Annotated in this window: 25 protein-coding genes; 21 read left to right on the top strand and 4 right to left on the bottom strand. The window is 63.0% G+C overall.

Features of this window, described 5'->3' with window-relative positions; genetic code table 11:
- Positions 1 to 86 precede the first annotated feature (86 nt).
- The 15 genes from AC1D1B_RS24765 (at position 87) to AC1D1B_RS24695 (ending at position 10,714) form a co-directional block, all read left to right on the top strand.
- Complete coding sequence (locus AC1D1B_RS24765; protein WP_477335244.1) at positions 87 to 410, top strand: hypothetical protein; 324 nt, start codon at positions 87 to 89, stop codon at positions 408 to 410.
- Between the two features lie 74 nt (positions 411 to 484).
- Positions 485 to 886 (top strand): hypothetical protein, encoded by a 402-nt coding sequence (locus AC1D1B_RS24760; protein WP_477335242.1) that lies wholly within the window; start codon positions 485 to 487, stop codon positions 884 to 886.
- Between the two features lie 44 nt (positions 887 to 930).
- Positions 931 to 1,221, top strand: a complete 291-nt coding sequence (locus AC1D1B_RS24755; protein ID WP_477335240.1) for a hypothetical protein — start codon at positions 931 to 933, stop codon at positions 1,219 to 1,221.
- A 2-nt stretch (positions 1,222 to 1,223) separates the two neighbouring features.
- Positions 1,224 to 1,535, top strand: coding sequence for a hypothetical protein (locus AC1D1B_RS24750; protein WP_477335238.1), 312 nt, complete (start codon positions 1,224 to 1,226; stop codon positions 1,533 to 1,535).
- A gap of 15 nt (positions 1,536 to 1,550) precedes the next feature.
- Positions 1,551 to 1,790, top strand: a complete 240-nt coding sequence (locus AC1D1B_RS24745; RefSeq protein ID WP_477335236.1) for a hypothetical protein — start codon at positions 1,551 to 1,553, stop codon at positions 1,788 to 1,790.
- Positions 1,787 to 2,041 carry a hypothetical protein gene (locus AC1D1B_RS24740; protein ID WP_477335235.1) on the top strand — a complete coding sequence of 85 codons (255 nt, stop codon included), beginning with the start codon at positions 1,787 to 1,789 and terminating at the stop codon, positions 2,039 to 2,041. The genes AC1D1B_RS24745 and AC1D1B_RS24740 overlap by 4 nt, the downstream gene beginning before the upstream one ends.
- Entirely contained in the window at positions 2,038 to 2,223 is a 186-nt protein-coding gene (locus tag AC1D1B_RS24735) for a hypothetical protein (protein ID WP_477335233.1), read from the top strand. Before AC1D1B_RS24740 ends, AC1D1B_RS24735 begins: the two co-directional genes overlap by 4 nt.
- A gap of 201 nt (positions 2,224 to 2,424) precedes the next feature.
- Positions 2,425 to 4,326 (top strand): phage terminase large subunit, encoded by a 1,902-nt coding sequence (terL, locus tag AC1D1B_RS24730; RefSeq protein ID WP_477335231.1) that lies wholly within the window; start codon positions 2,425 to 2,427, stop codon positions 4,324 to 4,326.
- Positions 4,327 to 5,259: 933 nt separating this feature from the next.
- Positions 5,260 to 5,541, top strand: a complete 282-nt coding sequence (locus AC1D1B_RS24725; RefSeq protein ID WP_477335229.1) for a hypothetical protein — start codon at positions 5,260 to 5,262, stop codon at positions 5,539 to 5,541.
- Between the two features lie 435 nt (positions 5,542 to 5,976).
- The gene (locus AC1D1B_RS24720; protein ID WP_477335227.1) at positions 5,977 to 6,360 is read left to right on the top strand and encodes a hypothetical protein; all 384 of its coding nucleotides are present in this window, start codon (positions 5,977 to 5,979) and stop codon (positions 6,358 to 6,360) included.
- Between the two features lie 5 nt (positions 6,361 to 6,365).
- On the top strand, positions 6,366 to 6,749 hold the full coding sequence (locus AC1D1B_RS24715) for a hypothetical protein (RefSeq protein WP_477335225.1): 384 nt from the start codon (positions 6,366 to 6,368) through the stop codon (positions 6,747 to 6,749).
- Positions 6,750 to 6,867: 118 nt separating this feature from the next.
- Positions 6,868 to 7,077 carry a hypothetical protein gene (locus tag AC1D1B_RS24710; RefSeq protein ID WP_477335224.1) on the top strand — a complete coding sequence of 70 codons (210 nt, stop codon included), beginning with the start codon at positions 6,868 to 6,870 and terminating at the stop codon, positions 7,075 to 7,077.
- 753 nt (positions 7,078 to 7,830) lie between these two features.
- Positions 7,831 to 9,003 (top strand): glycosyltransferase, encoded by a 1,173-nt coding sequence (locus tag AC1D1B_RS24705; RefSeq protein ID WP_477335222.1) that lies wholly within the window; start codon positions 7,831 to 7,833, stop codon positions 9,001 to 9,003.
- Positions 9,000 to 9,794, top strand: a complete 795-nt coding sequence (locus AC1D1B_RS24700; RefSeq protein ID WP_477335220.1) for a WecB/TagA/CpsF family glycosyltransferase — start codon at positions 9,000 to 9,002, stop codon at positions 9,792 to 9,794. The genes AC1D1B_RS24705 and AC1D1B_RS24700 overlap by 4 nt, the downstream gene beginning before the upstream one ends.
- Positions 9,791 to 10,714, top strand: a complete 924-nt coding sequence (locus AC1D1B_RS24695) for a DUF6492 family protein (protein ID WP_477335218.1) — start codon at positions 9,791 to 9,793, stop codon at positions 10,712 to 10,714. The genes AC1D1B_RS24700 and AC1D1B_RS24695 overlap by 4 nt, the downstream gene beginning before the upstream one ends.
- Here the strand turns inward: AC1D1B_RS24695 and AC1D1B_RS24690 are convergent.
- Positions 10,711 to 12,006 carry a lipopolysaccharide biosynthesis protein gene (locus tag AC1D1B_RS24690; protein ID WP_477335416.1) on the bottom strand — a complete coding sequence of 432 codons (1,296 nt, stop codon included), beginning with the start codon at positions 12,004 to 12,006 and terminating at the stop codon, positions 10,711 to 10,713. The genes AC1D1B_RS24695 and AC1D1B_RS24690 overlap by 4 nt on opposite strands.
- A gap of 200 nt (positions 12,007 to 12,206) precedes the next feature.
- Here AC1D1B_RS24690 and AC1D1B_RS24685 point away from each other — a divergent pair, with 200 nt between their 5' ends.
- From AC1D1B_RS24685 to AC1D1B_RS24670, 4 genes are all read left to right on the top strand, one after another.
- Positions 12,207 to 14,510 (top strand): GumC family protein, encoded by a 2,304-nt coding sequence (locus AC1D1B_RS24685; RefSeq protein WP_477335216.1) that lies wholly within the window; start codon positions 12,207 to 12,209, stop codon positions 14,508 to 14,510.
- Positions 14,511 to 14,737: 227 nt separating this feature from the next.
- Positions 14,738 to 15,637 (top strand): bifunctional methylenetetrahydrofolate dehydrogenase/methenyltetrahydrofolate cyclohydrolase FolD, encoded by a 900-nt coding sequence (folD, locus tag AC1D1B_RS24680; RefSeq protein WP_477335214.1) that lies wholly within the window; start codon positions 14,738 to 14,740, stop codon positions 15,635 to 15,637.
- 53 nt (positions 15,638 to 15,690) lie between these two features.
- Positions 15,691 to 16,653, top strand: a complete 963-nt coding sequence (locus tag AC1D1B_RS24675) for a GlxA family transcriptional regulator (RefSeq protein WP_181058559.1) — start codon at positions 15,691 to 15,693, stop codon at positions 16,651 to 16,653.
- A gap of 143 nt (positions 16,654 to 16,796) precedes the next feature.
- Positions 16,797 to 18,461: a vWA domain-containing protein gene (locus AC1D1B_RS24670; protein WP_477335212.1), complete on the top strand. Its 1,665-nt coding sequence runs from the start codon at positions 16,797 to 16,799 to the stop codon at positions 18,459 to 18,461.
- A 66-nt stretch (positions 18,462 to 18,527) separates the two neighbouring features.
- On the opposite strand, the gene edd is transcribed toward AC1D1B_RS24670, so the two are convergent.
- From edd to zwf, 3 genes are all read right to left on the bottom strand, one after another.
- On the bottom strand, positions 18,528 to 20,351 hold the full coding sequence (gene edd / locus AC1D1B_RS24665) for a phosphogluconate dehydratase (RefSeq protein WP_477335210.1): 1,824 nt from the start codon (positions 20,349 to 20,351) through the stop codon (positions 18,528 to 18,530).
- 62 nt (positions 20,352 to 20,413) lie between these two features.
- Positions 20,414 to 21,130 (bottom strand): 6-phosphogluconolactonase, encoded by a 717-nt coding sequence (gene pgl / locus AC1D1B_RS24660; RefSeq protein ID WP_477335208.1) that lies wholly within the window; start codon positions 21,128 to 21,130, stop codon positions 20,414 to 20,416.
- The gene (gene zwf / locus AC1D1B_RS24655; RefSeq protein ID WP_477335207.1) at positions 21,112 to 22,581 is read right to left on the bottom strand and encodes a glucose-6-phosphate dehydrogenase; all 1,470 of its coding nucleotides are present in this window, start codon (positions 22,579 to 22,581) and stop codon (positions 21,112 to 21,114) included. Before zwf ends, pgl begins: the two co-directional genes overlap by 19 nt.
- A 267-nt stretch (positions 22,582 to 22,848) precedes the next feature.
- Here zwf and AC1D1B_RS24650 point away from each other — a divergent pair, with 267 nt between their 5' ends.
- Positions 22,849 to 23,595 carry an SDR family oxidoreductase gene (locus tag AC1D1B_RS24650; protein WP_477335414.1) on the top strand — a complete coding sequence of 249 codons (747 nt, stop codon included), beginning with the start codon at positions 22,849 to 22,851 and terminating at the stop codon, positions 23,593 to 23,595.
- Positions 23,596 to 23,775: 180 nt separating this feature from the next.
- The gene (locus AC1D1B_RS24645) at positions 23,776 to 25,071 is read left to right on the top strand and encodes a Mur ligase family protein (RefSeq protein WP_477335205.1); all 1,296 of its coding nucleotides are present in this window, start codon (positions 23,776 to 23,778) and stop codon (positions 25,069 to 25,071) included.
- Positions 25,072 to 25,124 lie beyond the last annotated feature (53 nt).

Raw genomic sequence — 25,124 nt, 5'->3', positions numbered from 1 at the left:
GGTCTTAATCATCGCCGTGTTCTCCGTTGTGGGTCCGGGCGTGGTGTAGCCCGTTTCGCCCCCAAACTGCAAGGAAAACACACACGATGGCGGAGACGACGCCTACTACCGTCAAGCCTCCCCGCAAGCCGCGCACCGCTGCCACCAAGCCCCCATTCGACTACGGGGAGCTGATGCGGACGGTGTTCCGGCTGGAGGCCAAGATGGACTACGCCGCAGAGGAGAACCGCGCGGCTCTCCGCAGGTATGACGATCACGAGACCCGGCTGCGAACGCTTGAGGGCTCGGAAGCGAAAAGGCAAGGGGGCACCACTACGGCCCGCTTCCTGTACGGGGCGGTGTGGCCAGCCGTTTCCTTCTCCATCGCGGCCATCGCCCTGTACCTCCAGTACAAGGCGTCCCACCCCTAAGGCTGGCCCGCGCCAGTCTGACCCTCCCACCATCAACCGCTGGCCCCGCCAGCTCCCACCAAGGAGACTACCCTATGTCACTAAAGGCAGGCAATCGCCGCTATCTCGACTTCATCATCAACCAGGTCGATCTTCTCGCCGGCACCGCCGTGGAGATCATCGTGCCGGAGGACAGCGTGGTGGAAGCCATCCGCTCATCCGTCCAGGCGGCAGTCACCACGGGTGGCACGCTGACCCTCAAGAAGACCGTCACCACGGCGCTGGACACCACGGTCTCGGCGGCTCTCACCCAGACCATCGCCAACGCGGCCACCAAGGGCACCCAGCAGCTCACAACGGACCTTACGGCACTCGCCACGCTCAAGCTGGTGGCCGGCGACCGTCTGGCCATCGTCCCGGCATCCTTCGCCACCGCAGGCGCTATCATCGGCACCGTGGTGGTCCGTTCCATCTCGCTGGCCCCGGCGCTGCCGTAATGGCCCGGGTGCTGCCCTTCCAGAAGGGTGGCGCTGAGCCAGACATGGCGGAAGACATTGAGGCGGGCAACGAGGTCACCAACGCTGAGTACCTCCAGCTCATGGACAAGTCCATTGAGGACATCCTGAGGGAGGGGCAGAAGGCCCTGTTCGCCCGCCTCGTGTCGTCCTGCCGGGCCGGCACCGCGTCACACCAAGAGCTGGCCATCTTGCGGAACATCCTCAAGGACAATGGCCTCACGCTGGGCATCCCGCCCGAAAGGCCAGCAGGTGGGGACCGTCTCCCCTTGCCGGGTGACATTGAGGTCCCGGACTACGGACCCCCGGAGCAGTGACCATGCAAGTCAAAGACATCACGGGTATCCCCCTTGAGCCCGGCCATAAAGTGACTTGGGGAGTAGGGGGCCGCCACAACTATGGCATCGTGCTTGGAGAGGTCCTCAAGATCGAGGAGGAAACCTACGAGCACAAAGACTACGACTACACCAACCGGGTCTACCTCCCGGCTACCCAACACGTTCGCTACTGGGTCCACGTTAAGACGCTGGACAGTGGGCGAAAGGGTGGCAGGCGGCTGGTCCGGGATGGCGTGGCCGATGTGGTCTGCATTATGGACCAGAGCTGGCTTGGTGTGACTGAGCCAAACTAACAGGAGGACGCCACGGTGCGCGACAAGCTAGGCCAAGAGCTAAACCTTGGGGACACCGTGGCGTTCACCCAGAAGGGTGAGCCCATCGTGCAACTGGGGAAGGTGGAACTTCCATCGTACCCGGAGCACTGGGCATGGCCCAAGGACATGTACATCAGGGTGGCAGAGGGGTGCCTCAAGGTCCCTGCCGATGTCGTGCTCGTTAAGCGCGGCGAGTGGCAGCCAGAGGTATGGCCGGGGAGCTTCCTCCCATGACCGCAGAAGTAGTGGTCCTTAAGTATGCCGTTAGGGTCCGTGCCACAAAGCGGTGGTGGACAGAGCGAGGCGTCACGGTGGAAGCCCTCAGTGATCCCGATGTCAAGCTCTACAACAACAAGAAGGCTGCCCAGGCGGCGGCCCGCATAGTCGGGGCATCCAATGCCAAGACCAACGAGACATATCATTCGGACATGCCTGAGGCCCACGACGCGGTGACCATACGGCTCAAGATGGAGGTGGTGGAATGAGTGCGTTACCAGCCGTCACCGACCGTAAGGGCAAGTTCCTGTTGCCCGGCCTCACGCTCACATTCGGGAGGGCCAAACGCACCGGCACCGTGGTCACCTTCGGGCATGGCTGGGCGCGGGTCAAGGAGCCCAGTGGCCGCATGGCTACCGTGAAGCCTACCAGAGCTGAGGTGCAAGCATGAGGCCATACATCGCCTGCCGGGACTGCCAGCACTACAGCGCCAGCGAGGGGTCAGCATGCTATCGCCCAGAGCTGATGCACCCTCACGTCATCTATGGGCAAGTCCCCCAGATGCCGCAGGTTAACCGTGAGGACGAGAGCCTGTGCGGGCTAGGCGCGAGGTACTTCGAGATGCGCCGACATTGGTGGGAGGTACTGTTCCGTGGCTGACACAACGTTCATCGACGCTGAGCACGCCTTAGCGCAACACCGCCGCGCTTCCGGTATGCCCTCCTCCGGGGACTTCATTGTCAAGCCGCTGGCCGGCATCGTGGATGTCATCCCGGCTTCGCTTGAGGCCCGCGCCAAGGCAGACTTCCGGGTCTTCCTCACGCTCATCTGGCGGCACCTGCTTGGCGTGGACCCTTCGCCCATCCAATTGGACATGGCGTATTGGCTCCAGCACGGCCCCTCCCGCGCCATCACCATGGCCTTCCGTGGGTTCTCCAAGAGCTGGATCACCGGGGCCTACGCCCTGTGGCGGCTCTACGTGGACCCGGATGAGAAGGTCCTCGTGGTCTCTGGCTCCCTCATGCGAGCGCAGGCCACAACCAACTGGTGCCTCCAGCTCATCATGACGCTGCCCCTGTTGGCGCACATGAAGCCCAAGCCCCAGTACCGCCAGTCAAGCCAGATGTTCGACGTGGGCAACTGCATCCCGGCCCAGTCCGCGAGCTTCATGGCGATGGGCATAGGGGGCCAGCTCGTCGGCTTCCGTGGAACCTGTATCATCCCGGACGATGTGGAGACCCAGACCAACTCCCTCACGGAAGGCGGCAGGGTCAAGAACCGTGAGGCCGTCAAGGAGTTCGAAAGCGTGCTGACGCCGGGTGGTGTCATCAAGTACCTGGGCACCCCGCATGACGGCGACAGCCTGTACCTCTACCTGCTGGGCCTTAGGGACGCCAATGGGTTCCCGGTCTATCAGGCACGCATATGGCCCTGCTACTATCCCAACGAGACGGAGACCAAGGGGTATCGGGGATGGCTGGCTCCCTACGTAGGGGCCCAGATACGCAAGAACGGCCCGGGGATCATCGGGCACAGCACCATGCCCAACCGCTTCACGGACGAGGACCTTGCGTCCCGTAATGCGGCCATGGGCAACAGTGAGTTCCGCTTGCAGTTCATGTTGGACCTCACGGGCACCCTGTTGGACAAGTTCCCGCTCAGGCTCAAGGACCTCATCGTGATGGACCTTGACGACAAGATGGGGCCGGATACCGTCATATGGGGAACCTCACAGCCCCTCCGCGATCTTACCCCGATGGGGCATGACGGCGACTTCTACCACGGCCCGCTGGACGTTGAGCAGCGCACGATGGTCCGCTATCAGGAAGTCATCGGGTTCATCGACGGGTCCGGGCGAGGGAGTGATGAGACCAGCTTCACCATCGTGGCCTACATCAACGGCTGGCTGTTCCTTCTCTTCCAGTTCTCCACCACGGACGGCTACGGGCCGGAGACGCTCAAGGCCATCGCAAAGGCGTGCGTGCGGTTCCGGGTCTCCACGCTTCGGCTGGAGAAGAACTTCGGTGACGGCATGTTCACGTCGCTCTTGCAGCCAGTCGTCATGGCGGAGTGGCGAGCGTTCAACGAGAAGGTGCCAGATAGCCAGCACGGCGGCACCGTCTTGGAGGAGATGCAGTCCAGCAATAAGGCGCAGAAGGAACTACGGGTCCTGAGCGTGCTGGAGCCCGTCACACAGCAGCACCGGCTCGTGGTGAACCGCAAGGTCATCGAGGACGACCGTGCCTCTGTAGCAGCCCCGGAAGGCGACGAGACGGGCAAGCATCGGTATGCCCTGTTCTTTCAGTACACGCGGCTAACCCGGGAGCGTGACAGCCTGGCCCACGACGACCGCGTGGAGAGCCTTGCCGGCGCTTGTGGCTACTTCGCGCCAAAGCTTGGCGTGGACCCGCTAGGAATGGCTGTACGGGCCCGTGAAGACCATTACACCGACGAGCTGGAGCGCCTGCTTGCGGAAGACGACGAGGCCGTGGGGCGGGCCGGATGGCAGCGACCGGACAATCGCGTCAAGGCGGCCCAGATCGCCCAGCGCTAGGAAATGAACAGGCAGGTGCATTAGGTTGCATCTGTCTGTTTTTCCACAACCGGGAGTTACCTAATACCACCCACTATAGAGGGGGCATACAGCCAGCCGTATAGTATTCCATAGAGGGGACCTTACGGCTCCTACCTTATAGAGATAGCCCCCATCTCCTACTCATGAACCTCAAGGAGGAACCTCATGCCCACCCTCATGCTCCTCCTACAAGCTCTCCACTCTGCCGACCATCGTGTCTTCCCTTATGTCTTTACCATTGTGCTCAAAGTGACCCATATGGCCTACCTAGAGCACCCCCACACAGCACGCCACCGTCATGCCCACAACTGGACCCCCACTAGGTCCCCACTTAAGGCCCTTGAGAGAGGGGTGGGGAGGACACCTCGGCTAGGTTAGTACCTCAAGGCCCTCCTCCCCGGATACATAGATGGTCCCTGAGGTACACAAGGGGTCACGTACCCGACATGCCATATACGGGAGGGCGGCAGCGAGGTTTCCCCCCGGTGCCCCGACGAGCCCGGCAATCCGGCACATGTTGCACCCAGGTGTTACACCTCATGCCATCCACCATGCCCAACACCATGCCACGCAAGGGTTCAGCCTTAAGGTCACGTTATGCCTCTGGCCATCACCCGCCCCGAACACCATGGCTACACCATGCTATGCACCACGCACTCCCTTGTGTGATGACATCATTGCCTTGCGTAATGGGTCACTTTGAGCACAGACCCTAGTGAAGGGGGCTTGATGGCATGCGGCATGGTAGCTTGATGCTAGGCCCAATGGGATGGCATGCGGTCCCTAGCCTACTGGGTCACCTTATGCACATAGTGGTGGGAGGGGGCTGGACATAGGCATTATGTGGGTGTAACAGTGTGGCCATGGTGATGCCATCGGGGCACACCACTTGCATCTAGAGGAGCAAGCACCATGCATACCCATCACGCCATGACCGCACTGTTTGGCCCAAGGTCACAGGCAGCACCGCACAACACGCATTACATACAGGCCATGACATTCATCCAATCGCACGGCCACTTTGCGGCTATCACCAAGGATGGCCTGCTGTGCATGTCCCTTGAGTGGGTGGACGAGATGCCTTTCGCCATGCCCGACGCCACGGATTACAAGGTGGAAGTGCCTATGGTGTTTGAGGTGGACGAGGAGGGCTTTGTGTCCAGCCGTGAAGTCCGCTTGTGGCTTGGCTATTGAGGGGAGGGGTAGGACAATGGCTAAGACAGCACGTTTCACCATCATGTATGGCCTTGAGGGCTGCTACATGCCAGACAGTGACTTTGGACACTACGCTGTGACCACGCGCCGTGACTTGGTACAGGCAATGCGTGATGCTCTGGCATTCTATGACTTCCCCAAGGCAGCTATCCATCAAGTCAAATGGCTTAGGGTCTGGGATCATGCCAAGCGCCCATGGCACTTCAAGCCTTCATTTCAGCATCACCCACAAAGGCAACGCCGTCATGTTCTCTGGCCTCACAGAGGAGGAGTATGACGAGCGAGAAGCAGCCGCAGAGGCCTAGCCTTCCCTTGATGGCTGCCATGCGCGTGGTGGCCATCTCGGCAAGCTTAGAGCTTGAGCCTAGCACGGGGGCATACCGTGAGACGTTTAGAGCTAGAGGACTAAACGACATGACACACGTTACAAAGCAGGCCTTGCGGTCTGAGTATTATCGATTGCTTGATGCGCTGGACGTTGGCAGCCCCGGATGGGATACCGTCAACACCAGCCTTCACACCTTCCGCAATGCTGCCATGCGGCTTAGCTCCATTGGCGAGCGTGAGTGCAACGGCGTCATGGGGCCGGATGGTTTTGCCAAGTGGGATGAGGCAGACCAAGCGAAGGCAGACCGCGACAGTGAGGCAGCACAGCGCCGCGCCATTGCGGCCCTTGAGGCCTTGTTCGATGCCGAGACGTTCAAGCGGCTGGCCATTGAGTTTCAAGGTGACCCGCGCGGCCCTAGCATCACGGTAAGCGTGGTGGGTGGCTCACAGCGCATTCTGACAGCGTGGTGAGCGCTATGGCCACCTGCCCGCAAGCTTTCTTCACTGCTTACGTAGAGGCTGCCTTGTGGTCCTCTACGGGCCCGGATGATGCGCCCCTAGATCAAGACCATGATGCCAGCGACATTGCTCCCGAAACGCTGGACCGCATGCTTGCCGATTGCAACGCATTCTGGGCCGCTATGTCTGGCCACATTGCCGACTGTGAGGCCATGCAAGCGAACCTCACGAGCCCGGAGGAACAAGCGGGCCATGACTTTTGGCTGACACGCTGTGGCCATGGCGCTGGCTTTTGGGATGGCGACTGGCCAGAGCCCCACGCCACCACGCTGGACAATGCCGCCAAGGCCTTCGGCAATGTGGACCTCTACGTTGGCGATGATGGCTTGATCTACGCTTGATGCCGAAACCTAGCGGGGGCTCTGTGCCTCCGCGATGGTCCAGCGCATAGGCCACGTATGGCGTTGCTGAAAAGGCACCGTGGCGCACCCGTCCCGACAGCTAGAGGAGTTAGGACACATGGCAACATGGCATCAAATGCGGGCGCATGGCCCGGCAATGGCAACCCTGTATGACCCGCCCGCAAAGGGGCACACGGTGGTGGTGAACCATCCGAATGCCCTTGCGTACAGCCAGCATTACAGCCGCAAGCGGGAGGCCTTGCGCTTCGCTAAGCGGACAGGCGGCACGCTCATTTCGGCCAAGCGGGAGGCAGTCACCAATGGTTGACCTCAAGCGCCTAGCCCCTGAGTTCCGCGCGAAGCATCGCCCGCTAACGTTCATTGACGGCACCAAGCCAGCCCCGCGCGGCCTAGGTGTGGACCGACGCCACATCATCGTGTTAGACGGTCGGGACTTCACCCGCCACCACAAGACGGCAGCCAGAGTGGAGGCAAAGCGCATAGCCTGGGAGACCCTATGCGTTCTAGGGGAGCTGCTAGGCGTGGCTTGCATCGTGGCCAGCATCGTGTTGCTTGCCGCTGGCCTCGCGCCCGGCTGACACCCAAAGCCAGGCATTTAGGGCGGTAGCGAGGCATCACCTCCAGCCGACTATTAGCAAAGATAAATGTGTGCACTGCGATAAGGGGGCTGGCCTAGTGCTGGCCCCTGTGCTATTGGCCCCTAGCTTAACCCTCTAGGTTATCTGGGCCTTCCTCCTCTAGGGGCAGCCACAAGAAACATAGGGGCACAGCAGGGGGTCAGTCCGCAAGGGCTGGCCCCTTCGTCTTTGGGATTAGGCCACAGAGCGGTTCTCGGGGCGGTTGCGAGGTGTAACCGTAGGGTGTAACACGCCGCTAAGACCAAACGCGCAACGCCTTGTAAACCAAGGGGTCCGGGCGGTGCCGATACACCCACCTGTTTACGTTTCGTTAATCACCTTTCGCAGCGGGCCTGCTGATCGGTGCCTTTCATCCGTTGCGCTGCGTGACTTAATCAAGGGTTCACCCAGCTTTGATAGTGGCTGACGCCTGGATAGGTGAGATGCATCTGCTGTTCGCCACATCGATCGTGCCCGACGGCGCACTCGCTTCGGGCTATGAGATCGCCAATGCTGCGATCATCGCCGCCTTGCGGCGCGCCGGCGTGCGCGTAACTGTCATCGGCTTCATCTGGCCGGGCAAGGCGCCAAGCGACCCCGAAAACACCATCGTGCTCGGCGCCGTCGACGTGCGCACGGAAAGCGCCTCGGCGACGCGGAAGCTCGCCTGGCTCGGCAAGGCGGTGCTGTCAGGGCTCACCTTCGCTTCCGTGAAGCTGCGCGCGGTTTCCGACAGCGATGTCGGCGCCGCGATCGAGCGCGCCGGTACCTTCGACGGCTATGTCCTGAATTCCGTGCAGTTCGCCAGCGCCTTCGAAAAACTGTTCGCCGGCCGTCCCTCGATCTTTGTCGCCCATAATGTCGAACATGCTTCGGCAAGGGAGAACGCGGCCGCGGCAAGCAGTCGCTTCCAGCGCCTGCTGTTCGCCCGCGAGGCCAGGCTGCTCAAAATCATGGAGGAGCGGCTCTGCCGCCGGGCCCGCTTTGTCTTCACGCTGGCCGAGGAAGACCGCGCGGCACTCGGCGTTGCCTCCGACGACCGCTCGGCGGTGCTGCCGCTGGTGACCACCGCCATGGCGCCCAAGCCGGTAAAGCCGCGCCGCATCGATTACGACGCGGCGCTGATCGGCACCTGGACCTGGCAGCCGAACCGCATCGGCCTCGACTGGTTCCTGGAAAAGGTCGTGCCGCATCTTCGCCGGAATTTTCGCATCAGGATCGCCGGCAACATGCCGTCCGATATCACCTCTGCGCATCCCGGTGTCGAATTCGTCGGCCGCGTGCCCGACGCCCAGGCATTCGTGCGCGGTGCCGCTGTCATTCCGCTGATCAGCACCGCCGGCAGCGGCGTGCAGCTCAAGACCATCGAAACCTTCGAACTCGGCCTGCCGTCGGTGGCCACCAGCCGGTCGCTGCGCGGCATCGACCATCGCCCGACCAATTGCGTGGTGTCGGACGATCCGGCCGCCTTCGCCGGCGCGCTGGAAGCGGCGGCGGCCGATGTCAGGGATGTCGACGGCAGCGCCTTCCATCGCCGGCAGATCAAGGAACTGGACGCCGCCATCAGGCTCGGTCTGGAAAGGCTCGGGCCGGTCGGGCAGGAGGTGTTTGCATGAACATGCACACCGCCCGCGCCGCCCTAGGACTCGATACGCTGAAGACGATCCTTGGCATTTCGGTCCTCGCCATCCGCTGGGATGACGCGATCGCGCTGCTGGCCCGGCTGATTGCCGAGCGGCGCTTCACCAAGGTCAGTTTTCTCAACGCTCACAATGCCAACATCGCCTATACCGATCCGGTCTTTGCCGAAGCGCTCGACGATTTCCTCATCCTGCCCGACGGCGTCGGCGTCGATCTGGCGGCCAAGCTGCTCTACGGCGCGCCATTCCCGGACAATCTCAACGGCACCGATTTCATTCCGGCCTTTCTGCAGGCATCGGCAAGGCCGCTGACCGTCGGGCTGCTTGGCGCCACCCGCGCCAACGCCGAGGCGGCGTCGATCAAGCTGGCGGCCCTGGCCGTGCAGCACAAATTCGTCGTCATCCATGACGGCTATTTCTCGCCCGCCGAAGAGCCGGCAATCGTCGATCGCATCGAGGCGTTGCGGCCTGACGTGCTGCTTGTCGCCATGGGCGTGCCGCGCCAGGAGTTGTGGATCGCCCGCCATATCGATGCCCGCCACTGCACGCTGCCGGTCGCCGTTGGTGCGCTGCTCGATTTCCTCTCCGGCTCGGTGCCGCGGGCGCCGCTGTGGATGCGCCGGCTGCGGCTGGAATGGCTTTTCCGCCTGTTGATCGAGCCGGGCCGGCTGTGGCGCCGCTATGTCGTCGGCAATCCCTTGTTCCTGTGGCGTGTCGTCAAGCAGAAATTCTCGCATCGGCCAAGGCCTACCGGAGAGCTGCGGTGAACAGCCGCTTCTTGCCTGATACCACCGCCGACACCGGTGTCCTGCCGCAGACGCCGACAGCGGCGGTGGTGACCGCCAGCTATGCGCCGGATTTCGAGCGCTGCCGTCTATTGTGCGAGACCCTCGACCGCCATGTCTCCGGCGTGGCGCATCACTACATTCTGGTTGAACATCGCGACGTGGCGCTGTTTCGCCAGCTGGAAAACAGCCGCCGCACCGTCGTCGACGAACGCGACCTGCTGCCGCGCTGGCTGCGCGTGTTCGACGATCCGGTGAGCCTGTTTCGCCGCCGCATATGGCTCAGTTTCAAGACCCAGCCGCTGCGCGGCTGGCATGTGCAGCAGCTGCGCCGCATCGCCATCGCTGCGCATGCGGGGGAAGACGTGCTGGTCTTCTGCGATTCCGACGTCGCCTTCCTCAAGCCGTTCGATCTCAGCGCCTTCTGGCGCGACGGCAAGGTGCGGCTGTTCCGGCGCGACTGCGTGCTGTCGAGTGACGGCCACGATGAGCATCGCATCTGGTCGCGCAATGCGGCCTCGGCGCTTGGCATCGATCCGTTGGAAATTTCGACCCACGACTACATTTCGACGCTGATCGCCTGGCGTCGGCAGACCGTGACAGCGATGTGCGCCGAGATCGAGAAGGTCCATGGCCGAAGCTGGGTCGAAGTCATCGGTTCGGCACGAAGATTCTCCGAATGCATGATCTACGGCCGCTATGTCGACGAGTTGCTGCAAGGCGCCGGCCATTTCCAAGGCTCGGAAGAATTCTGCCGCGTGCACTGGACCGGCGAGGCGCTCTCGGATGAAGAGTTCCGCAGCTTCGTCGCCGCCATGGCACCGGGGCAGGTGGCGATCGGCATGCAATCCTTCATCGGCACCGATATCAACCGCATCCGCCGTCTGATCAGGCTGGACTAGATTGCCTTGGCCGGTTTGCGCATCGCCGAGTAGGTCAGCAGCGCCGAGGCGAGATAGAGCAGCAGGAAAACGACATTGAGCGACACCACCAGCGTGGGCGTGTCGGCAATCGTGGTCAGCACATAGGTCAACAGCACCGCCTTCAACCCGGCCAGCAGGCCGAGATTGAGCGCGCGGATCGCAGTCTGCCCGCGCGCGAACAAAAGCTCGGCCTGGTATTCGACCAGGTTGCGCAGTCCCGGAACGCCGATTGCCAACGCCACCAGCGGTGCTGCCTCGGCGACATTGCGGCCCAGCGCATTGGGGAAGAAATGCAGGACGATGCCGAGTGCCGCCAGCGCCAGTGTCGACACCAGGAACACGCCAGCTTCAATGCCACTCTTGACTCTTAGTCGCGACAACAGCTCCGGTGCTCGCATCATTCGCTGCACCAGCATCATCGAGAAGGTGCGGATCGGGATTGCAGTCAGGTCGACCAGCCGCATGATGATGGCATAGATGCCGGCCAGATGCGGCCCGCCGATCGCCAGCACGAGCAGCTTGTCGAATTCCGACTGCAGGTAGAACAGCACTTCGGCGCCGGCGACATAGATCGAATCGGCGAGGCGTCTGAGATAGAGCTCGGTGCGCAGCCTGAGCCGCTGGCGCGGATAGTAGAAGCCGAAGGCGAGCAGCAGCGAGGCGGCGTTGGCGCCGATATAGAACAACGACCACACCCAGACGCTGTGTTGCCCCGACAGCATGAACAGCACCGCGCCGAGCGCGCGGAACGCCGTGGTCACGATCGACAGCATGGCGGCGCGGCCGAATTTGCCGAGCCCATTGTTGACGATCAGCACCACCTCGACCGGCCGCCACAAAAGTGCCTCGGCAAAGACGATTGTGGCAAAGACGGCCAGCGGCACGGTGCTGGCGAAGAAGATCAGGTAGACGCCCCAGGAGGCCGCCGCCAGCAACGGCAAGGACACGGCGCCAAGCAGCAGCAAGCCGGCGGTGAAGGTGCCGATCAGATTGGGGCGGATGGTGGCTGTACGGTAGAGCGCCGAGATGAAACCGAAGGCGAGGATGCGCGACAGCATGACGCCGGCCGCCGACGCGGTGGCGAACATGCCGAACTCGGCGATCGACAGCGTGTTGGCGAGTGCGATGAAATAGGCGAGCGAGAACACCAGCCGCCCACCGGCACCACTGATCGCCGAGAGATAGTCGCGGACCAGCCCCCGTCGTTCGGCCACGAAGGTACCGATCCGGGCGAATGTCCGCCTTTGCGGTGTGTCGCTGGCCTGCATCATGTCGAGCAAAGCCATAGGCCGGAAAGTTTAACGCGCGGTTCTGACCCCCCCTTTTTACGCTCTCGACAATGTGCGGCAGAGGGGAGAAACTTCGGCTTCGGGCCAAGGAAATTAACCTTTTGTTTCCCATGCCTGTTTAGCGTGGCTTAACGATTGGCCGACCGCCGCTCCCAAGCCGCCAAGGGTAAAGTTCCGAGACAATGGTCGACAGGGAAAACCGTGAAGACTGGAGGCGCGAGCGCTCCCTCCTGGCGCTCGGCAGAGCTGTGCGCGGCGACGAAGCGGCGGATGCGTCGCCGGTCTCCATCGGCGACCGGGCCGATCCGTCATGGCGCGAGGACGCCGCCACGCGTCACCGGATCGCGCGCTCGCAACGCGAGGCGCAGTCGAATCCCGAGCCAACGTCACCGTCCGAGTCGCCGCGGTTCCAGGCCGCCAGCACATGGTCTGCGGCAGGCGCGCCTGAGGAGCGTGTTCAACGTCAGGATCCTACCCGTGGTTTCAATGGCTCCCGCGCCGCCTACGAGCCCCGCTATGCCGGCGATACCCAGCGGCCGGACCGCGACGATGACGACGATCAGCAATGGAAGCCGCTGATCGATCCACTACAGGTCGTCCGCGGCATCACCCGGTCCAAGCTGTTGATCGTCTCGACGACGATACTGGGGACGGTGCTAGGCGTCGCCATCGCCCTTTCGACGCCGAAGAAATACGAGGCCACCACCCAGGTGGTCATCGAGCCAGGTGACCTGAAGCTTTCCGACACCGATCTCACCCAACCGGTCGGGCAGCCCGACGCGGCGCTGGCCGTTGTCGAAACCCGCATCAAGATGGTGACGTCCGGCAAAGTCCTCGACAAGGTCGTTGAAGCTCTCAAGCTTACCGACGATCCGGAGTTCAACGGGCAGGGGTCCGGCGGTCTCGGCGTCATGTCGCTGATCCGCTCGATACTGTCGCGCCAGGATGGGCCGGCCGGCGAAGATAACATTCGCCAGGCGCTTGCCGTTCGCAATCTGGCCGAGAGCCTGTCGGTCGAGCGCAGTGGGAAGACCTTCGTCGTTTCCATCGGCGCTACCACGCAGAGTCCAAAGCTGTCAGCGGAGATAGCCAACACAACGAGGGACATTTTCCAGCAGGAAGCGGCCCAGTATCAGTCCGAAATGGCCGGACGCGCGACGGGCCAGCTGACGGACAAGCTCAGTAATCTGCAAAAAGATGTCGAGGCAGCCGAGCGCAAGGTCGAGGATTTCAGGGCCACGCATGATCTCGTCGACGCGCAGGGCCATCTGATCAGCGACGACCAGATGCTGAAGCTCAACGAGCAGCTCTCCGTCGCCCGTGCCCGCACGCTGGAACTCAACGCCCGGGCGGCGTCGGCGCGTTCGCTGGACGTCAATTCGGTTATCAACGGCACTCTGCCCGAAGAGATCAACTCCAACACAATGAGCGAACTGCGCGCGCAATATGCGGCGTTGAAGCAGGAGGCCGACCGCGCTGCAGTGCGGCTGGGGCCGCGTCATCCCGAATACCAGGCGCTCAATGCCCAGCTCGACGGCTCGCGCGAGCGCATCGCAGGCGAATTGCGCCGCATCGCCTCATCGCTGCAGGTCGACCTCAAGCGCGCGGTCCAACTCGAGCAGGGTCTCGCTTCCCGTCTGGCCCAGGCAAAGGTCCAGAGCGGCGACGTCAACAGCGACCTCGTCAGCTTGCGCGAATATGAGCGCGATGCCACCGCCAAGCGTTCTGTCTACGAACAGTATCTTCTGCGCGCCAAGCAGACCGGCGAACAGGAACACATCAACAGCACGAACATCAACGTGATGACCGTGGCTCGCCCGCCACTCGAAGCCAACGGGCCGTCGCGGGCTGTTATCGCGCTTGCCGGCCTTCTGCTCGGCCTTGCTTCCGGCATCGGTCTCGGCGCGATGCGCGGCGCCTTTGCAAGCCTGCGCGACGCCGCCAATTCACGTTCGCGTGGCCGGGTGGAGGAACTCCGGCCATCGATCGAGGACAGGGCCTATCGGGCAGTGCCACCGATAACACCTGCAACGCCTCCTGTGTCTCCGGTGGGGGTTGCTCCCACCCGGAAGCCAGGTCTGTTCGACGGCATGCTGTCGGTGGTGCGCAATGCCATGCCAGGCGGCGAGACGTCGCAAGAAAAACCCACGAGCATGGGCCGCACCCAACCAGCTGCGCCCGCTATCGCCGAGCGCACAGGGCCGGTGCAGGAGCCCGTGGGCTATCGTCAGCCGGACTCCCGGCAAGAGGGTCCGGACGCCTATCCCTATGGGCAGCTGCCTGGCTACGCACAGCCCGCTGACTACGCCTACTCGCAGGCCCAGCCGATGCCGGCAGCACCCGAGCAGTGGTCTTCTCCGCAGCCGGCCGAGGCGGCGCCGGACGACCAGCAGGCGCAAATCGACGATATCCGCGCCGGTCTGCGCGAATTTCGCGAGGCAGTCCGCGAGCTCACCGAAAACCGTTCGCGCCGCCGCTATTTCTGAGCCCGCCAGCACGGAATAAAAGCTGCCGGTTTCGAGTTTACGGCATCTGACGGCGCTTTGACGGGATTGCTTGGGCCAAATTTCGTGAAAATGCCGCGCAGCATGGCGCTCAAAAAGCGCTGCCGTCGGGCTTGACCCGAATGGGCGGAACGTTTGGAACAACGACATGCACGAAACAACGTCCAGGGCGCGCCGCGCCTTGGCTGGAATGATGTCGAGGATGGTTCATGGCCGAAGTGATTGACGGAAAGATCGTCGCCGGAGATGTGGTTCAGAAGGTCAAGGCTTTGACCGAGGACCTGGTTGCCAAGGGCAAGGCCAAGCCCGGCCTGGCGGTGGTCATCGTCGGCGAGGACCCGGCAAGCCAGGTCTATGTCGCTTCAAAGTCGCGCACCGCCAAGGAATGCGGCTTTCATTCGCTCCAGCACACGCTGCCGGCCGACACGTCCGAAGAGGCGCTGCTCAAGATCATTGGCGAGCTCAATGCCGATCCGGCCGTAAACGGTATCCTGGTGCAGCTGCCGCTTCCCGCCCATATCGATGCCGGCAAGATCATTCAGGCCATTGCGCCGCAAAAGGATGTCGACGGCTTCCATTTCATCAATGTCGGCAAGCTCGGCACCGGCGAACTCGAAACCGCCTTCGTGCCCTGCACCCCTGCGGGCTCCATGCTTCTGATCGAACGCGTACGCGGCAAGGACCTTTCCGGCCTCAATGCGGTGGTAGTCGGCCGCTCCAACATTGTCGGCAAGCCGATGGCCAATCTGCTGCTTGCCGCCAACTGCACCGTCACCATCGCCCACAGCCGCACCAGGGACCTGCCGGCGTTGGCCCGCACCGCCGACATTCTGGTGGCGGCCGTCGGCCGGCCCGAAATGGTCAAGGGCGACTGGGTCAAGCCGGGCGCCACCGTGATCGATGTCGGGATCAACCGCATCGCCGCACCCGAGAAGGGCGAGGGCAAAACCCGCCTCGTCGGCGATGTCGCCTATGCGGAGGCGGCGAAGGCCGCCGGCGCCATCACCCCCGTGCCCGGCGGTGTCGGACCGATGACCATTGCCATGCTGATGGCCAATACGTTAGCCTCAGCCTACCTTGCGGCCGGCTTGAAGCGGCCTTCCTTCTGACCCAGAAAGCAGCTTCTTTGCCGAACCCCAGTATTCCCTTTGAACGGCCGGTCATGGATGATCCCGTTCAAGGCGGCCGGCAATTCGCGTTCCTGCTGGTCGACAAGTTTTCGATGTTTTCGCTGGCCGCGGCGATCGACACTTTCCGCTCGGCCAACCGCCTGCTCGGCCGCGATTTCTATGGCTGGACGACGGTTTCGGCCGACGGCGACTCCGTCATGGCCTCCAACGGCCTGCCGCTCAAGATCGACTACGCGGTCGCCGACCTGCCGCCGGTCGACATCCTGTTCGTCTCGGTCGGACTGACCACCGAATTCCCCGGCAAGAGCAAGGTGCTGGCGGCGCTGCGCAGCTGGGGCCGGCGCGGCAACGCGCTCGGCGCGCTCTCGGTCGGCTCGTATCTCCTGGCCGAAGCCGGCCAGCTCGAAGGCTATCGCTGCACCATCCATTGGGAAAACCGCGCCGGCTTCGTCGAGCGCTTTCCCGACATCAACTGCACCGGCAACGTCTTCGAGATCGACCGCAAACGCTATACCTGCGCCGGCGGCACCACCTCCATCGACCTGATGCTGGAGATCGTGCGCGGCGATTTCGGCTCGAACCTCGCCAATGGCGTCGCCAACCAGTTCCAGCATGAGCGCATCCGCTCCGCCGGTGACCGCCAGCGCGTCGGGCCGGAGCGCGACCTGACCGGCAAATCGGAAAAGCTCAGGCGCATCGTCGAACTGATGGCCGACCATCTCGACGAGCCCTTGTCGGCGGTGCAGCTCGCCAAGTCGGCGGGCCTGTCGGTGCGCCAGGTCGAGCGCCTGTTCCTGCGCCATCTGAGCGTCACGCCCGGCCGCTATTACATGCGGCTCAGGCTCGAGCGAGCGCGCGAATTGCTGCGTCAGACCAACATGCCGATCCTCGATGTGGCCATCGCCACCGGCTTCACCTCGCACTCCTATTTCGCGCAGAGCTACCGGCTGCAGTTCGGCCGTCCGCCTTCCGAAGAGCGGCGCACCACCTACTGATGCGGTGCTGAGCCTCGGAACAGGCCTCGGCCAGCGCCGGTCCTGTTACACTGCAACCGTTAGTGACCGCTCTAGGCTTGTGTCCGAACGCGCTGTCAAATAGCTTCCGGCGCGGACCAGAGGGCGGCCTCAAGGAGATTTCCATGGCGGGACTTTTGCGGAGCGTCGCTGCGGCGCTGCTCCTTTTGTCGATGACTACGCTCGGCTTTGCCGCGAACAAGGTCATCATCATTCTTGACGCCTCAGGCTCGATGTGGGCCCAGATCGACGGCAAGCCGAAGCTCGAAATCGCGCGCGAATCGCTCAGGACCGTGCTGCAGTCGGTCCCGGCCGACGACGAGATCGGCTTCATGGCCTATGGCCACCGCGAAAAGGGCAGCTGCGAGGACATTGAGCTGATCGTGCCGCCGCAAGCCGGTTCGGCAAGCGCCATTTCGGCCGCTGCCGACAGCCTGAAGTTCCTCGGCAAGACGCCGCTGACCGCTGCCGTCAAGCAGGCAGCTGAAGCCTTGAAATACACCGAAGACAAGGCGACCGTCGTTCTCATCACCGACGGGCTTGAAACCTGCGGTGGTGATCCGTGCGCGCTGGGCAAGGAGCTGGAAGCGTCGGGCGTCGACTTCACCGCCGACGTCGTCGGCTTCGGGCTGACCGCTGACGAGGGCAAGCAGATCGCCTGTCTCGCCGACAACACCGGCGGCAAATACATCCAGGCCTCGGACGAGAAAGCGCTGCAGGAAGCGCTGGTCGAAACCGTCGCGGCACCCGCGCCTGCGCCCGAACCGGCGCCTGCTCCCGTGCCAGCCCCGGCGCCCGAGCCGGCCAAGCCCGAATTCAATCTGCTGCCGACCTTGGTGCTTGCCGAAGGCGGCGATCCGGTCACCGACGGCAATGCCTGGGAAATCTACAAGGCAAAGTCCGACGGCACGCGTGGCGACAACGTCACCACCGAATACGGCGCCTACAAGGGCAATCTGGAAGCGGGCGACTACATCATCGTCGCACGCGACGGCGAGGCAAAGACCGAACAGAAGCTCAAGATCGAGGCAGGCCAGGTCTACAAGCCGCTGTTCACCTTGAATGCCGGCACGCTCATCATTCATCCGCGACCAAGCGCGGGGGCGGATGTCGTCGATGGCGCGGCTGTCGTGATCGACTACCCGGGTGCCGAAAACCCTGCGACCTACTATGGCACCACCAAGATCGTGTTGCCGGCCGGCGACGAGAAAGTGACGGTCACGATCGGCCAGGGCGTGGCTAGCGAGACAATTCCGCTCGCAGCCGGCAAGACGGTCGAAAAGGACATCATCGTCGGCGTCGGCCATGTCGTCGCCAACGCCTACTATGTCGCCGGCGGCGACAAGGCCGACGGTTCGGGCATCGGCTTCAAGGTGGTCAAGGCGAAAAAGAAGATCGACGGAACCAGGGAAGAGGTGACCTACTCCTATGGCCCCGACAGCAAGTTCGATCTGCCGGCTAATGACTATGTGTTGATCGCGACGGTCGACCTCGCCGTCGTCGAACAGCCGTTCACCGTCAAGGTCGGCGAATTCCAGGATGTGAAGGTCGCCATGAATGCCGGTGTGCTGGCAATCACCGCGCCCGGCGCTTCGAAGATCGAGATTTTCGAGGCGAAGAAAGACATCAACGGCAATCGCAGGTCGCTTGGCTACGCCTACGACCAGAAGTATCAGGCGGCGATAGCGGCCGGCGACTATGCGGTCGTCTCGGAGAAGTCGGACAACAGCTCGAAGGAAGGCACCGTGACGGTCAAGGCCGGCGAGCGAGCCGAGCTCACGGTGCAATAGGATCGTATGGACGAACGCAAAAAGGGCGGCCGCGAGCCGCCCTTTTTTATGCAGAAGGCAATCCGGTCAGGCCGTGCCGAAAGCACTGGCGCCATGGTCGGCGCGGCCGACCAACTGGCGGAAACCGGCGAACAGCTCGCGGCCGAAGCCGAACTCGTTACCGATGAGGTCGGCGTCCGCCGTGCGGCGCAGTGCAAGCTCAGGCCCCGGCACCAGCACTTCCAGCGTGCCGGCGTCGGCGTCGAGGCGGATAATGTCGCCGTCATGAATCCTGGCGATAGGCCCTTCCTCGACCGCTTCCGGCGTCACATGGATCGCCGCCGGCACCTTGCCGGAAGCACCCGACATGCGCCCATCCGTCACCAGCGCGACGCGTTGGCCGCGGTCCTGCAGGATGCCGAGCACGGTGGTCAGCTTGTGCAGTTCCGGCATGCCATTAGCCTTCGGCCCCTGGAAGCGGATGACGGCGATGAAGTCACCGGTGAGCGTGCCGGCTTTGAAGGCCTCATTCAGACCCTGCTGGCTGTCGAACACCTTGGCCGGCGCCTCGATGACGCGGCGTTCCGGCTTTACGGCAGAGGTCTTGATGACGGCATGGCCGAGATTGCCCGCCAGCACCTTCAGGCCGCCGGTCGGCTGGAAGGCCTTGGCGAAGGGCGCCAGCACCTTCTCGTCGCCGCTCTGGAGCGGCGAGGCTTCGCGCACCACGCCGCCGTCTTCGCCGAGCCTGGCCTCGACTGCATAGGGCCGGAGGCCTTCGCCCCACACCGTCTGCACATCCTCATGCAGGATGCCTTCGTCGAGCAGTTCGCGGATCAGGAAGCCGAGCCCGCCGGCGGCATGGAAATGGTTCACGTCGGCGAGCCCGTTCGGATAGACACGGGCCAGCAGCGGCACCGCTTCCGACAGGTCGGAAATGTCCTGCCAGGTCAGCATGATGCCGGCCGCCGCGGCCATGGCGATGAGATGGATGGTGTGGTTGGTCGAGCCACCGGTGGCGTGCAGGCCGACGATGCCGTTGACGAAAGAGCGTTCATCGATCATGCGGCCGACCGGCGTGTAGGCATTGCCGAGCGCGGTGATCGCCAGCGCGCGCTTTGTCGCTTCTCTGGTCAACGCGTCGCGCAGCGGCGTGCCCGGATTGACGAAGGAGGCGCCGGGCGTATGCAGGCCCATGATCTCCATCAGCATCTGGTTGGAGTTGGCGGTGCCGTAGAAGGTGCAGGTGCCCGGCCCGTGGTAGGATTTGGACTCGGCTTCGAGCAGTTCGGCGCGACCTGCCTTGCCCTCGGCATAGAGCTGGCGAACCCTGGCCTTCTCGTCATTGGGCAGGCCCGTCGTCATCGGTCCGGCTGGCACGAACACCGCCGGCAGATGGCCGAAGGTGAGGGCCGCGATCACCAGCCCCGGCACGATCTTGTCGCAGACGCCGAGATAGACGGCGGCGTCGAACATGTTGTGCGACAGGCCGATCGCGGCAGCCATGGCGATCACGTCGCGTGAGAACAGCGACAGCTCCATGCCGGGCTGTCCCTGGGTCACGCCATCGCACATGGCCGGCACGCCGCCGGCCACTTGCGCGATCCCACCAACTTCCTTCGCGGCTTCCTTGATCAGCGCCGGGAACGTCTCGAAGGGCTGATGCGCCGACAGCATGTCGTTGTAGGACGTGATGATGCCGAGGTTCGGGACCTTGTCGGCGCCGAGCGCCAGCTTTTCAGTCGGGCTGCAGACGGCAAATCCATGCGCGAGGTTGCCGCAGGACAGCACCGAACGGTTGGCGGTGTGGTTAGAGGCCTCGGCGATGCGGCCGAGATAGCGCTCGCGGCCGGCTTTCGAGCGCTGGCGGATGCGTTCCGTGATGGCTTCGATGTCGCGTCTGGCTGTCATGGTCGGTCCTTTCGAGCCCCGGAAAAACGTCCTCCACCGTCTGCCGGGACTGCTTCGTGAAATCAGGGTGCCCAGAACACCTCTACAGGTTTGGGTGCTGCTTCGAGCACTTTGCGAATGGGCTTCTTCGTACCCGGTCCCATCGCATCCTCGAAGGCGGTGCGTTTGTCCTCGCCTTCGATATGCAGCGCGATGAAGCCGGCGGCGATGATACGTGCCATCGACAGCGTCAGCCGCGGCTCACCGCCGCTCGGTGCATGCACCGGCAGCACGATCCTCTGCGAGGCGGGATCGAGCAAGGCGGGGAGATTGTCGGCGTCAGGAAAGAACGAAGCGGTGTGGCCGTCGCCGCCCATGCCGAGCACGACGGCGTCGAGCGGCCAGGGCAATGCCTTGAGTGCCGTGTCGTCGGACGCCGCGGCAGTCTCGATGCTTGCGGCCTCGTGATACATCGGCACGAAGCGCGCGGCGGCCGCCGCGTTCTGGAGCAGGTTGGCGGCAACCAATCCGGCATTCGAGCGCGGCGAGGAGGCCGGCACGAACCGTTCGTCGACCAGCGTGACCGTCACCTTGTTCCAGGCGATCGGAATGGCCGACAGTGCTGCAAAGAACTTCGCCGGCGTGGTGCCGCCGGAAACAGCAAGGAGAGCTTTGCCACGCTCGTCGATGGCTTTGGTCAGGCGTGCAGCGACATTGCCGGCAAGAGCTGCCGCCAGGTCCTGGCGCCCGGCAAAGCCGTTCCAGCTGTAGGCGGGCTCGCTCAATTGCTCTCGTGCCATGTCCGCCCGTCGCGTTCGATCAGCGCAATCGAGGCCGAGGGGCCCCATGTGCCGGCCGTATAGCCTTGCGCCTCCTGCCTGGCACTTTCCCAGGCGTTCTGGATCGGATCGATCCACTTCCATGCCGCCTCGACTTCGTCGCGGCGCATGAACAGCGTCTGGTTGCCACGGATGACATCCATGATCAGCCGCTCATAGGCATCGGGCGCGCGACCGTCGAAAGATGTTGCAAAGCTCATGTCGAGCGGGATCTGGCGCAGCCGCATGCCGCCCGGGCCCGGATCCTTGATCATGATGAACTGCTTGACGCCTTCGTCGGGCTGCAGCCGGATGACCAACTGGTTGGCGAAGATCGGTCCGGCGCTGTCGCCGAAGATCGAATGCGGAATCGGCTTGAACTCGATGACGATTTCAGAGACCCGGGTCGCCAGGCGCTTGCCGGTTCGGAGGTAAAACGGCACGCCGGCCCAGCGCCAGTTGCCGATCTCGGCCTTGATGGCGACGAAAGTCTCGGTGTTGCTGTCCTTGCCGAGCTCCTCGACATAGCCTTTCACGGCGCCGCCGGCCGAGGCGCCGGCGCGATACTGGCCGCGCACCGTGTGCTTGGGCGCTTCATTGCCGTTGATGCGCTTCAGCGCGCGCAGCACCTTGAGCTTCTCGTCGCGCACGGCGTCCGCATCCATTGACGACGGCGCCTCCATGGCGACCAGGCACAGAAGCTGCAGCATGTGGTTCTGCACCATGTCGCGCAGCGCGCCGGCCTTGTCGTAATAGGTGACGCGGTCTTCCAGGCCGACGGTCTCGGCGACCGTGATCTGCACATGGTCGACATGCGCCGAGTTCCACAGCGGCTCGTAAAGCGCATTGGCAAAGCGCAGCGCCATCAGGTTCTGCACCGTTTCCTTGCCAAGATAGTGGTCGATGCGGAAGATCTGGCTTTCGTTGAAATCGTCGCCGACCAGGTCGTTGAGCTTGCGCGCCGAATCGAGATCGCGGCCGATCGGCTTCTCCAGCACGATGCGCGAATTCGGCGTGATCAGATTGTGCTCTTTCAGTTTGTGCGAGATATCGCCGAACAGCGCCGGCGCCACCGCCAGGTAGAAGGCGCGGATGCGGTCGCTGTCGCCGATCGCCTTTTTTAGCTTGTCGAAGCCGGCACCCGTTGTCGCATCGGCCGATACGTAGGACAGGCGGGCAAGGAACGTCTTCAGTTCCTTGGCGTCGATATCGGCCGGCTTGACGTGGTCGGAAATCGCCTGCTTGGCGAAAGCCTGGAATTCCTCGTCGCTCATCTTCGAGCGCGACGTGCCGATGATGCGGGTCGGCTCTGAAAACTGATGGTCGCGCTGGCGATGGTAGAGCGAGGGTAGAAGCTTTCGCTCCGAGAGGTCGCCGGTGCCGCCGAAAATGATGAAGTCGAAAGGATCGACGGGGATGATCTGGCTGGTCATGGTCTGTCCGCTTTGACGCCGCACACTGTGACGCGGCTGGGTATAATCTAATCGATTTAAATTTGCCAGTGCCATGGTGTCACATCAAGGACCAATCACTCCATATTGATTCGGTCCAAATGTGCCTTGACACTGGCTGCCACCCGGAGGCTTTTCGTCAAGCTATGGTCCCAGGGAGCTTTCGCGCCTGCAACATAGAGCGGGAATGTGACGAAAGCTAAGGGGGAAATGCGCTTGCGAGGTGATCTTGGAATGAGCGGGAAAAGCATGCGTCTGGAAAACAAGGTCGCCGTCATCACCGGTGCTGCGGCGGGCTTCGGCGAAGGCATGGCCAGGCGCTTTGCCGAAGAGGGTGCAAAGGTCGTCGTCGCCGACCTCAACGCCAAAGGTGCGGAACGCGTTGCCAGCGAGATCGGCGACGCCGCGATCTGGACCCAGACCGACGTTTCGCAGCGTTCCGAATTCGACGAGATGGTCTATGCCGCAAAAAGCGCCTTCGGCCGCATCGACATCATGGTCAACAATGCCGGCTATACCCATCGCAATGGCGACATGCTCGACGTCGACGAGGCGACCTTTGACCTGATCACCGCGGTCAACATGAAGGCAATCTATCACGCCGCACTTGCCGTGGTGCCGATCATGGAGCGGCAGGGCGGCGGCGTCATCCTGACCACGGCTTCGACCGCGGGTCTGCGGCCGCGACCGGGCCTCACCTGGTACAATGCCTCGAAGGGCTGGGCGATCACCGCCACTAAGTCGATGGCGGTCGAGCTCGCGCCCAAGAACATCCGCGTCAACTGCCTTTGCCCGGTCGCCGGCGAAACCGGCATGCTGGAGAAGTTCATGGGCGCCGATACGCCCGAGATCCGCGAGAAGTTCCGCGCCTCGATCCCGCTCGGCCGCCTGTCGACGCCGCTCGATATCGCCAACGCCGCGCTCTGGCTTGCTTCGGACGAAGCCGCCTTCATCACCGGCGTGGCGCTGGAGGTCGACGGCGGACGCTGCATCTGAGTGATCCTGGAAGTACCTCTCTGTTCGCAATGCATGGCAGACAGAGCAATTTCAGCAAAAGTTCGCATCGCTTCGCCGGCTGCCCGAGAAACGAGCAGTTGACGTCGCCACGAAAGGCCCCAGTTTGACTTCACGATCCACTGAAAGGCATAACGGATCGGCGATTGGTGTTGATGGGAGATGAAGATCAAGCAGCCGAAGACTCGCAACGATCTGGGCTGGCGGCTGCGGCTTTACCTGGCCCGACATGCGCGGGCGCGAAGCAAGGCGACGTTCATCGGCATTACCGGAAGTTCCGGCAAGACGACGACGGGGAGCCTGCTTGGACATATTCTGGCGGGCCACGGTTCGGTCCATACGCAGGTTCTGGCCAATACGATGAAGCTGTTGGTCAGCACGCTATCGAGGCGAATGAGGAAGGGCGGCCAAACCGACTACGTCGTCTTCGAGGCTGCCGCGTTCGGCCCGGATACAATCAGGCCGATGGCCGAATTGCTTCGGCCCGACGTGGCTGTTGTCACAATGGTCCGGCTGGAACATTTCGCCGCTTTCAGGACCCTGGATAACATCGCTCGTGAAAAGAGTGCACTGGTCGAGGCGCTGGAGCCGGGTGGCCTCGCTGTGCTCAATGCCGATGATCCGCATGTGCTGGGGATGGCCTCGGCGAGCAATTGCCGTTCCGTCACATTCGGCACATCCGAGCGGGCGGACTATCGCGTCAGCGATATCGCGGCCGCCTATCCTACGACATTGCGATTTTCGCTCCACTGGCGCGGCGGCATACTGAACATCGTGACCCCGTTCCCGGGCGAGCATTTCTGGCTGCCGACGGTCGCGGCGGCGGCAACGGCTCTTGAACTGGGAGTGCCTGCGCAGACCATAATCGACAGGATTGCGACGTTTCAGCCTGTGGCAAATCGCGGCCAGGTGCTCGTCCCACCCGAGGGCCCCCACTTCTTCGTGGACGCTGCAAAGGCGCCTTGGCATTCGTTGCCCCTTGCCTTCGACATGATAGCCAGATCGACGTTCGCACGGAAGCGGATCGTTCTTGGCCAGTTGTCGGATTTTACCGGCTCGAACAGCAAGTATGCCCATGCTTACCGCAGCGCGCGCGAGATCGCAGATCAGGTAATCTACGCCGGTGATCATGCCCATCGCTCCAAGGCCAACCAGGCCGATCGCGACAGCGGCCGCTTCATCGAACTGCGCACGCCAAAGGAAGTATCGGACTACATCGCGCGGACCGCGGAGCCGGATGAACTGATCCTGATCAAGAGCTCCCCCAACCTTCACCTCGAGCGTGTCGCGCTTGCCTGGACCCACGACGTCCGGTGCTGGGTTTCGGTGTGCGGTAAAACCGAGGGATGCGAGCAATGCGGTCTCTATGAAGTGCCGTTTGAGCAACACCGCGAGTTTGTCGCGCAGAGAAAAATGAAGCGCCGCAAGCACAGACTGCTGCGGCTCCTCGGTCGCTAAAGTTTTTGGGCCCAAGCACGCCAGCGCCCCGTTTGACTCGGGAACTTGGCGCG

The sequence above is a fragment of the Mesorhizobium sp. P2_C5_2 genome (assembly GCF_056404535.1).
This window is presented reverse-complemented; position numbering and strand designations above follow the sequence as displayed.

Excerpts from the sequence above, each read along its gene's own strand:
- AC1D1B_RS24765 (WP_477335244.1), top strand. The coding sequence starts at position 87 with ATGGCGGAGACGACGCCTACTACCGTCAAGCCTCCCCGCAAGCCGCGC.
- AC1D1B_RS24760 (WP_477335242.1), top strand. The coding sequence starts at position 485 with ATGTCACTAAAGGCAGGCAATCGCCGCTATCTCGACTTCATCATCAAC.
- AC1D1B_RS24755 (WP_477335240.1), top strand. The coding sequence starts at position 931 with ATGGCGGAAGACATTGAGGCGGGCAACGAGGTCACCAACGCTGAGTAC.
- AC1D1B_RS24750 (WP_477335238.1), top strand. The coding sequence starts at position 1,224 with ATGCAAGTCAAAGACATCACGGGTATCCCCCTTGAGCCCGGCCATAAA.
- AC1D1B_RS24740 (WP_477335235.1), top strand. The coding sequence starts at position 1,787 with ATGACCGCAGAAGTAGTGGTCCTTAAGTATGCCGTTAGGGTCCGTGCC.
- AC1D1B_RS24735 (WP_477335233.1), top strand. The coding sequence starts at position 2,038 with ATGAGTGCGTTACCAGCCGTCACCGACCGTAAGGGCAAGTTCCTGTTG.
- AC1D1B_RS24725 (WP_477335229.1), top strand. The coding sequence starts at position 5,260 with ATGCATACCCATCACGCCATGACCGCACTGTTTGGCCCAAGGTCACAG.
- AC1D1B_RS24720 (WP_477335227.1), top strand. The coding sequence starts at position 5,977 with ATGACACACGTTACAAAGCAGGCCTTGCGGTCTGAGTATTATCGATTG.
- AC1D1B_RS24715 (WP_477335225.1), top strand. The coding sequence starts at position 6,366 with ATGGCCACCTGCCCGCAAGCTTTCTTCACTGCTTACGTAGAGGCTGCC.
- AC1D1B_RS24710 (WP_477335224.1), top strand. The coding sequence starts at position 6,868 with ATGGCAACATGGCATCAAATGCGGGCGCATGGCCCGGCAATGGCAACC.
- AC1D1B_RS24705 (WP_477335222.1), top strand. The coding sequence starts at position 7,831 with ATGCATCTGCTGTTCGCCACATCGATCGTGCCCGACGGCGCACTCGCT.
- AC1D1B_RS24700 (WP_477335220.1), top strand. The coding sequence starts at position 9,000 with ATGAACATGCACACCGCCCGCGCCGCCCTAGGACTCGATACGCTGAAG.
- AC1D1B_RS24690 (WP_477335416.1), bottom strand. The coding sequence starts at position 12,006 with ATGATGCAGGCCAGCGACACACCGCAAAGGCGGACATTCGCCCGGATC.
- AC1D1B_RS24685 (WP_477335216.1), top strand. The coding sequence starts at position 12,207 with ATGGTCGACAGGGAAAACCGTGAAGACTGGAGGCGCGAGCGCTCCCTC.
- folD (WP_477335214.1), top strand. The coding sequence starts at position 14,738 with ATGGCCGAAGTGATTGACGGAAAGATCGTCGCCGGAGATGTGGTTCAG.
- AC1D1B_RS24675 (WP_181058559.1), top strand. The coding sequence starts at position 15,691 with ATGGATGATCCCGTTCAAGGCGGCCGGCAATTCGCGTTCCTGCTGGTC.
- AC1D1B_RS24670 (WP_477335212.1), top strand. The coding sequence starts at position 16,797 with ATGGCGGGACTTTTGCGGAGCGTCGCTGCGGCGCTGCTCCTTTTGTCG.
- edd (WP_477335210.1), bottom strand. The coding sequence starts at position 20,351 with ATGACAGCCAGACGCGACATCGAAGCCATCACGGAACGCATCCGCCAG.
- pgl (WP_477335208.1), bottom strand. The coding sequence starts at position 21,130 with ATGGCACGAGAGCAATTGAGCGAGCCCGCCTACAGCTGGAACGGCTTT.
- zwf (WP_477335207.1), bottom strand. The coding sequence starts at position 22,581 with ATGACCAGCCAGATCATCCCCGTCGATCCTTTCGACTTCATCATTTTC.
- AC1D1B_RS24650 (WP_477335414.1), top strand. The coding sequence starts at position 22,849 with ATGCGTCTGGAAAACAAGGTCGCCGTCATCACCGGTGCTGCGGCGGGC.
- AC1D1B_RS24645 (WP_477335205.1), top strand. The coding sequence starts at position 23,776 with ATGAAGATCAAGCAGCCGAAGACTCGCAACGATCTGGGCTGGCGGCTG.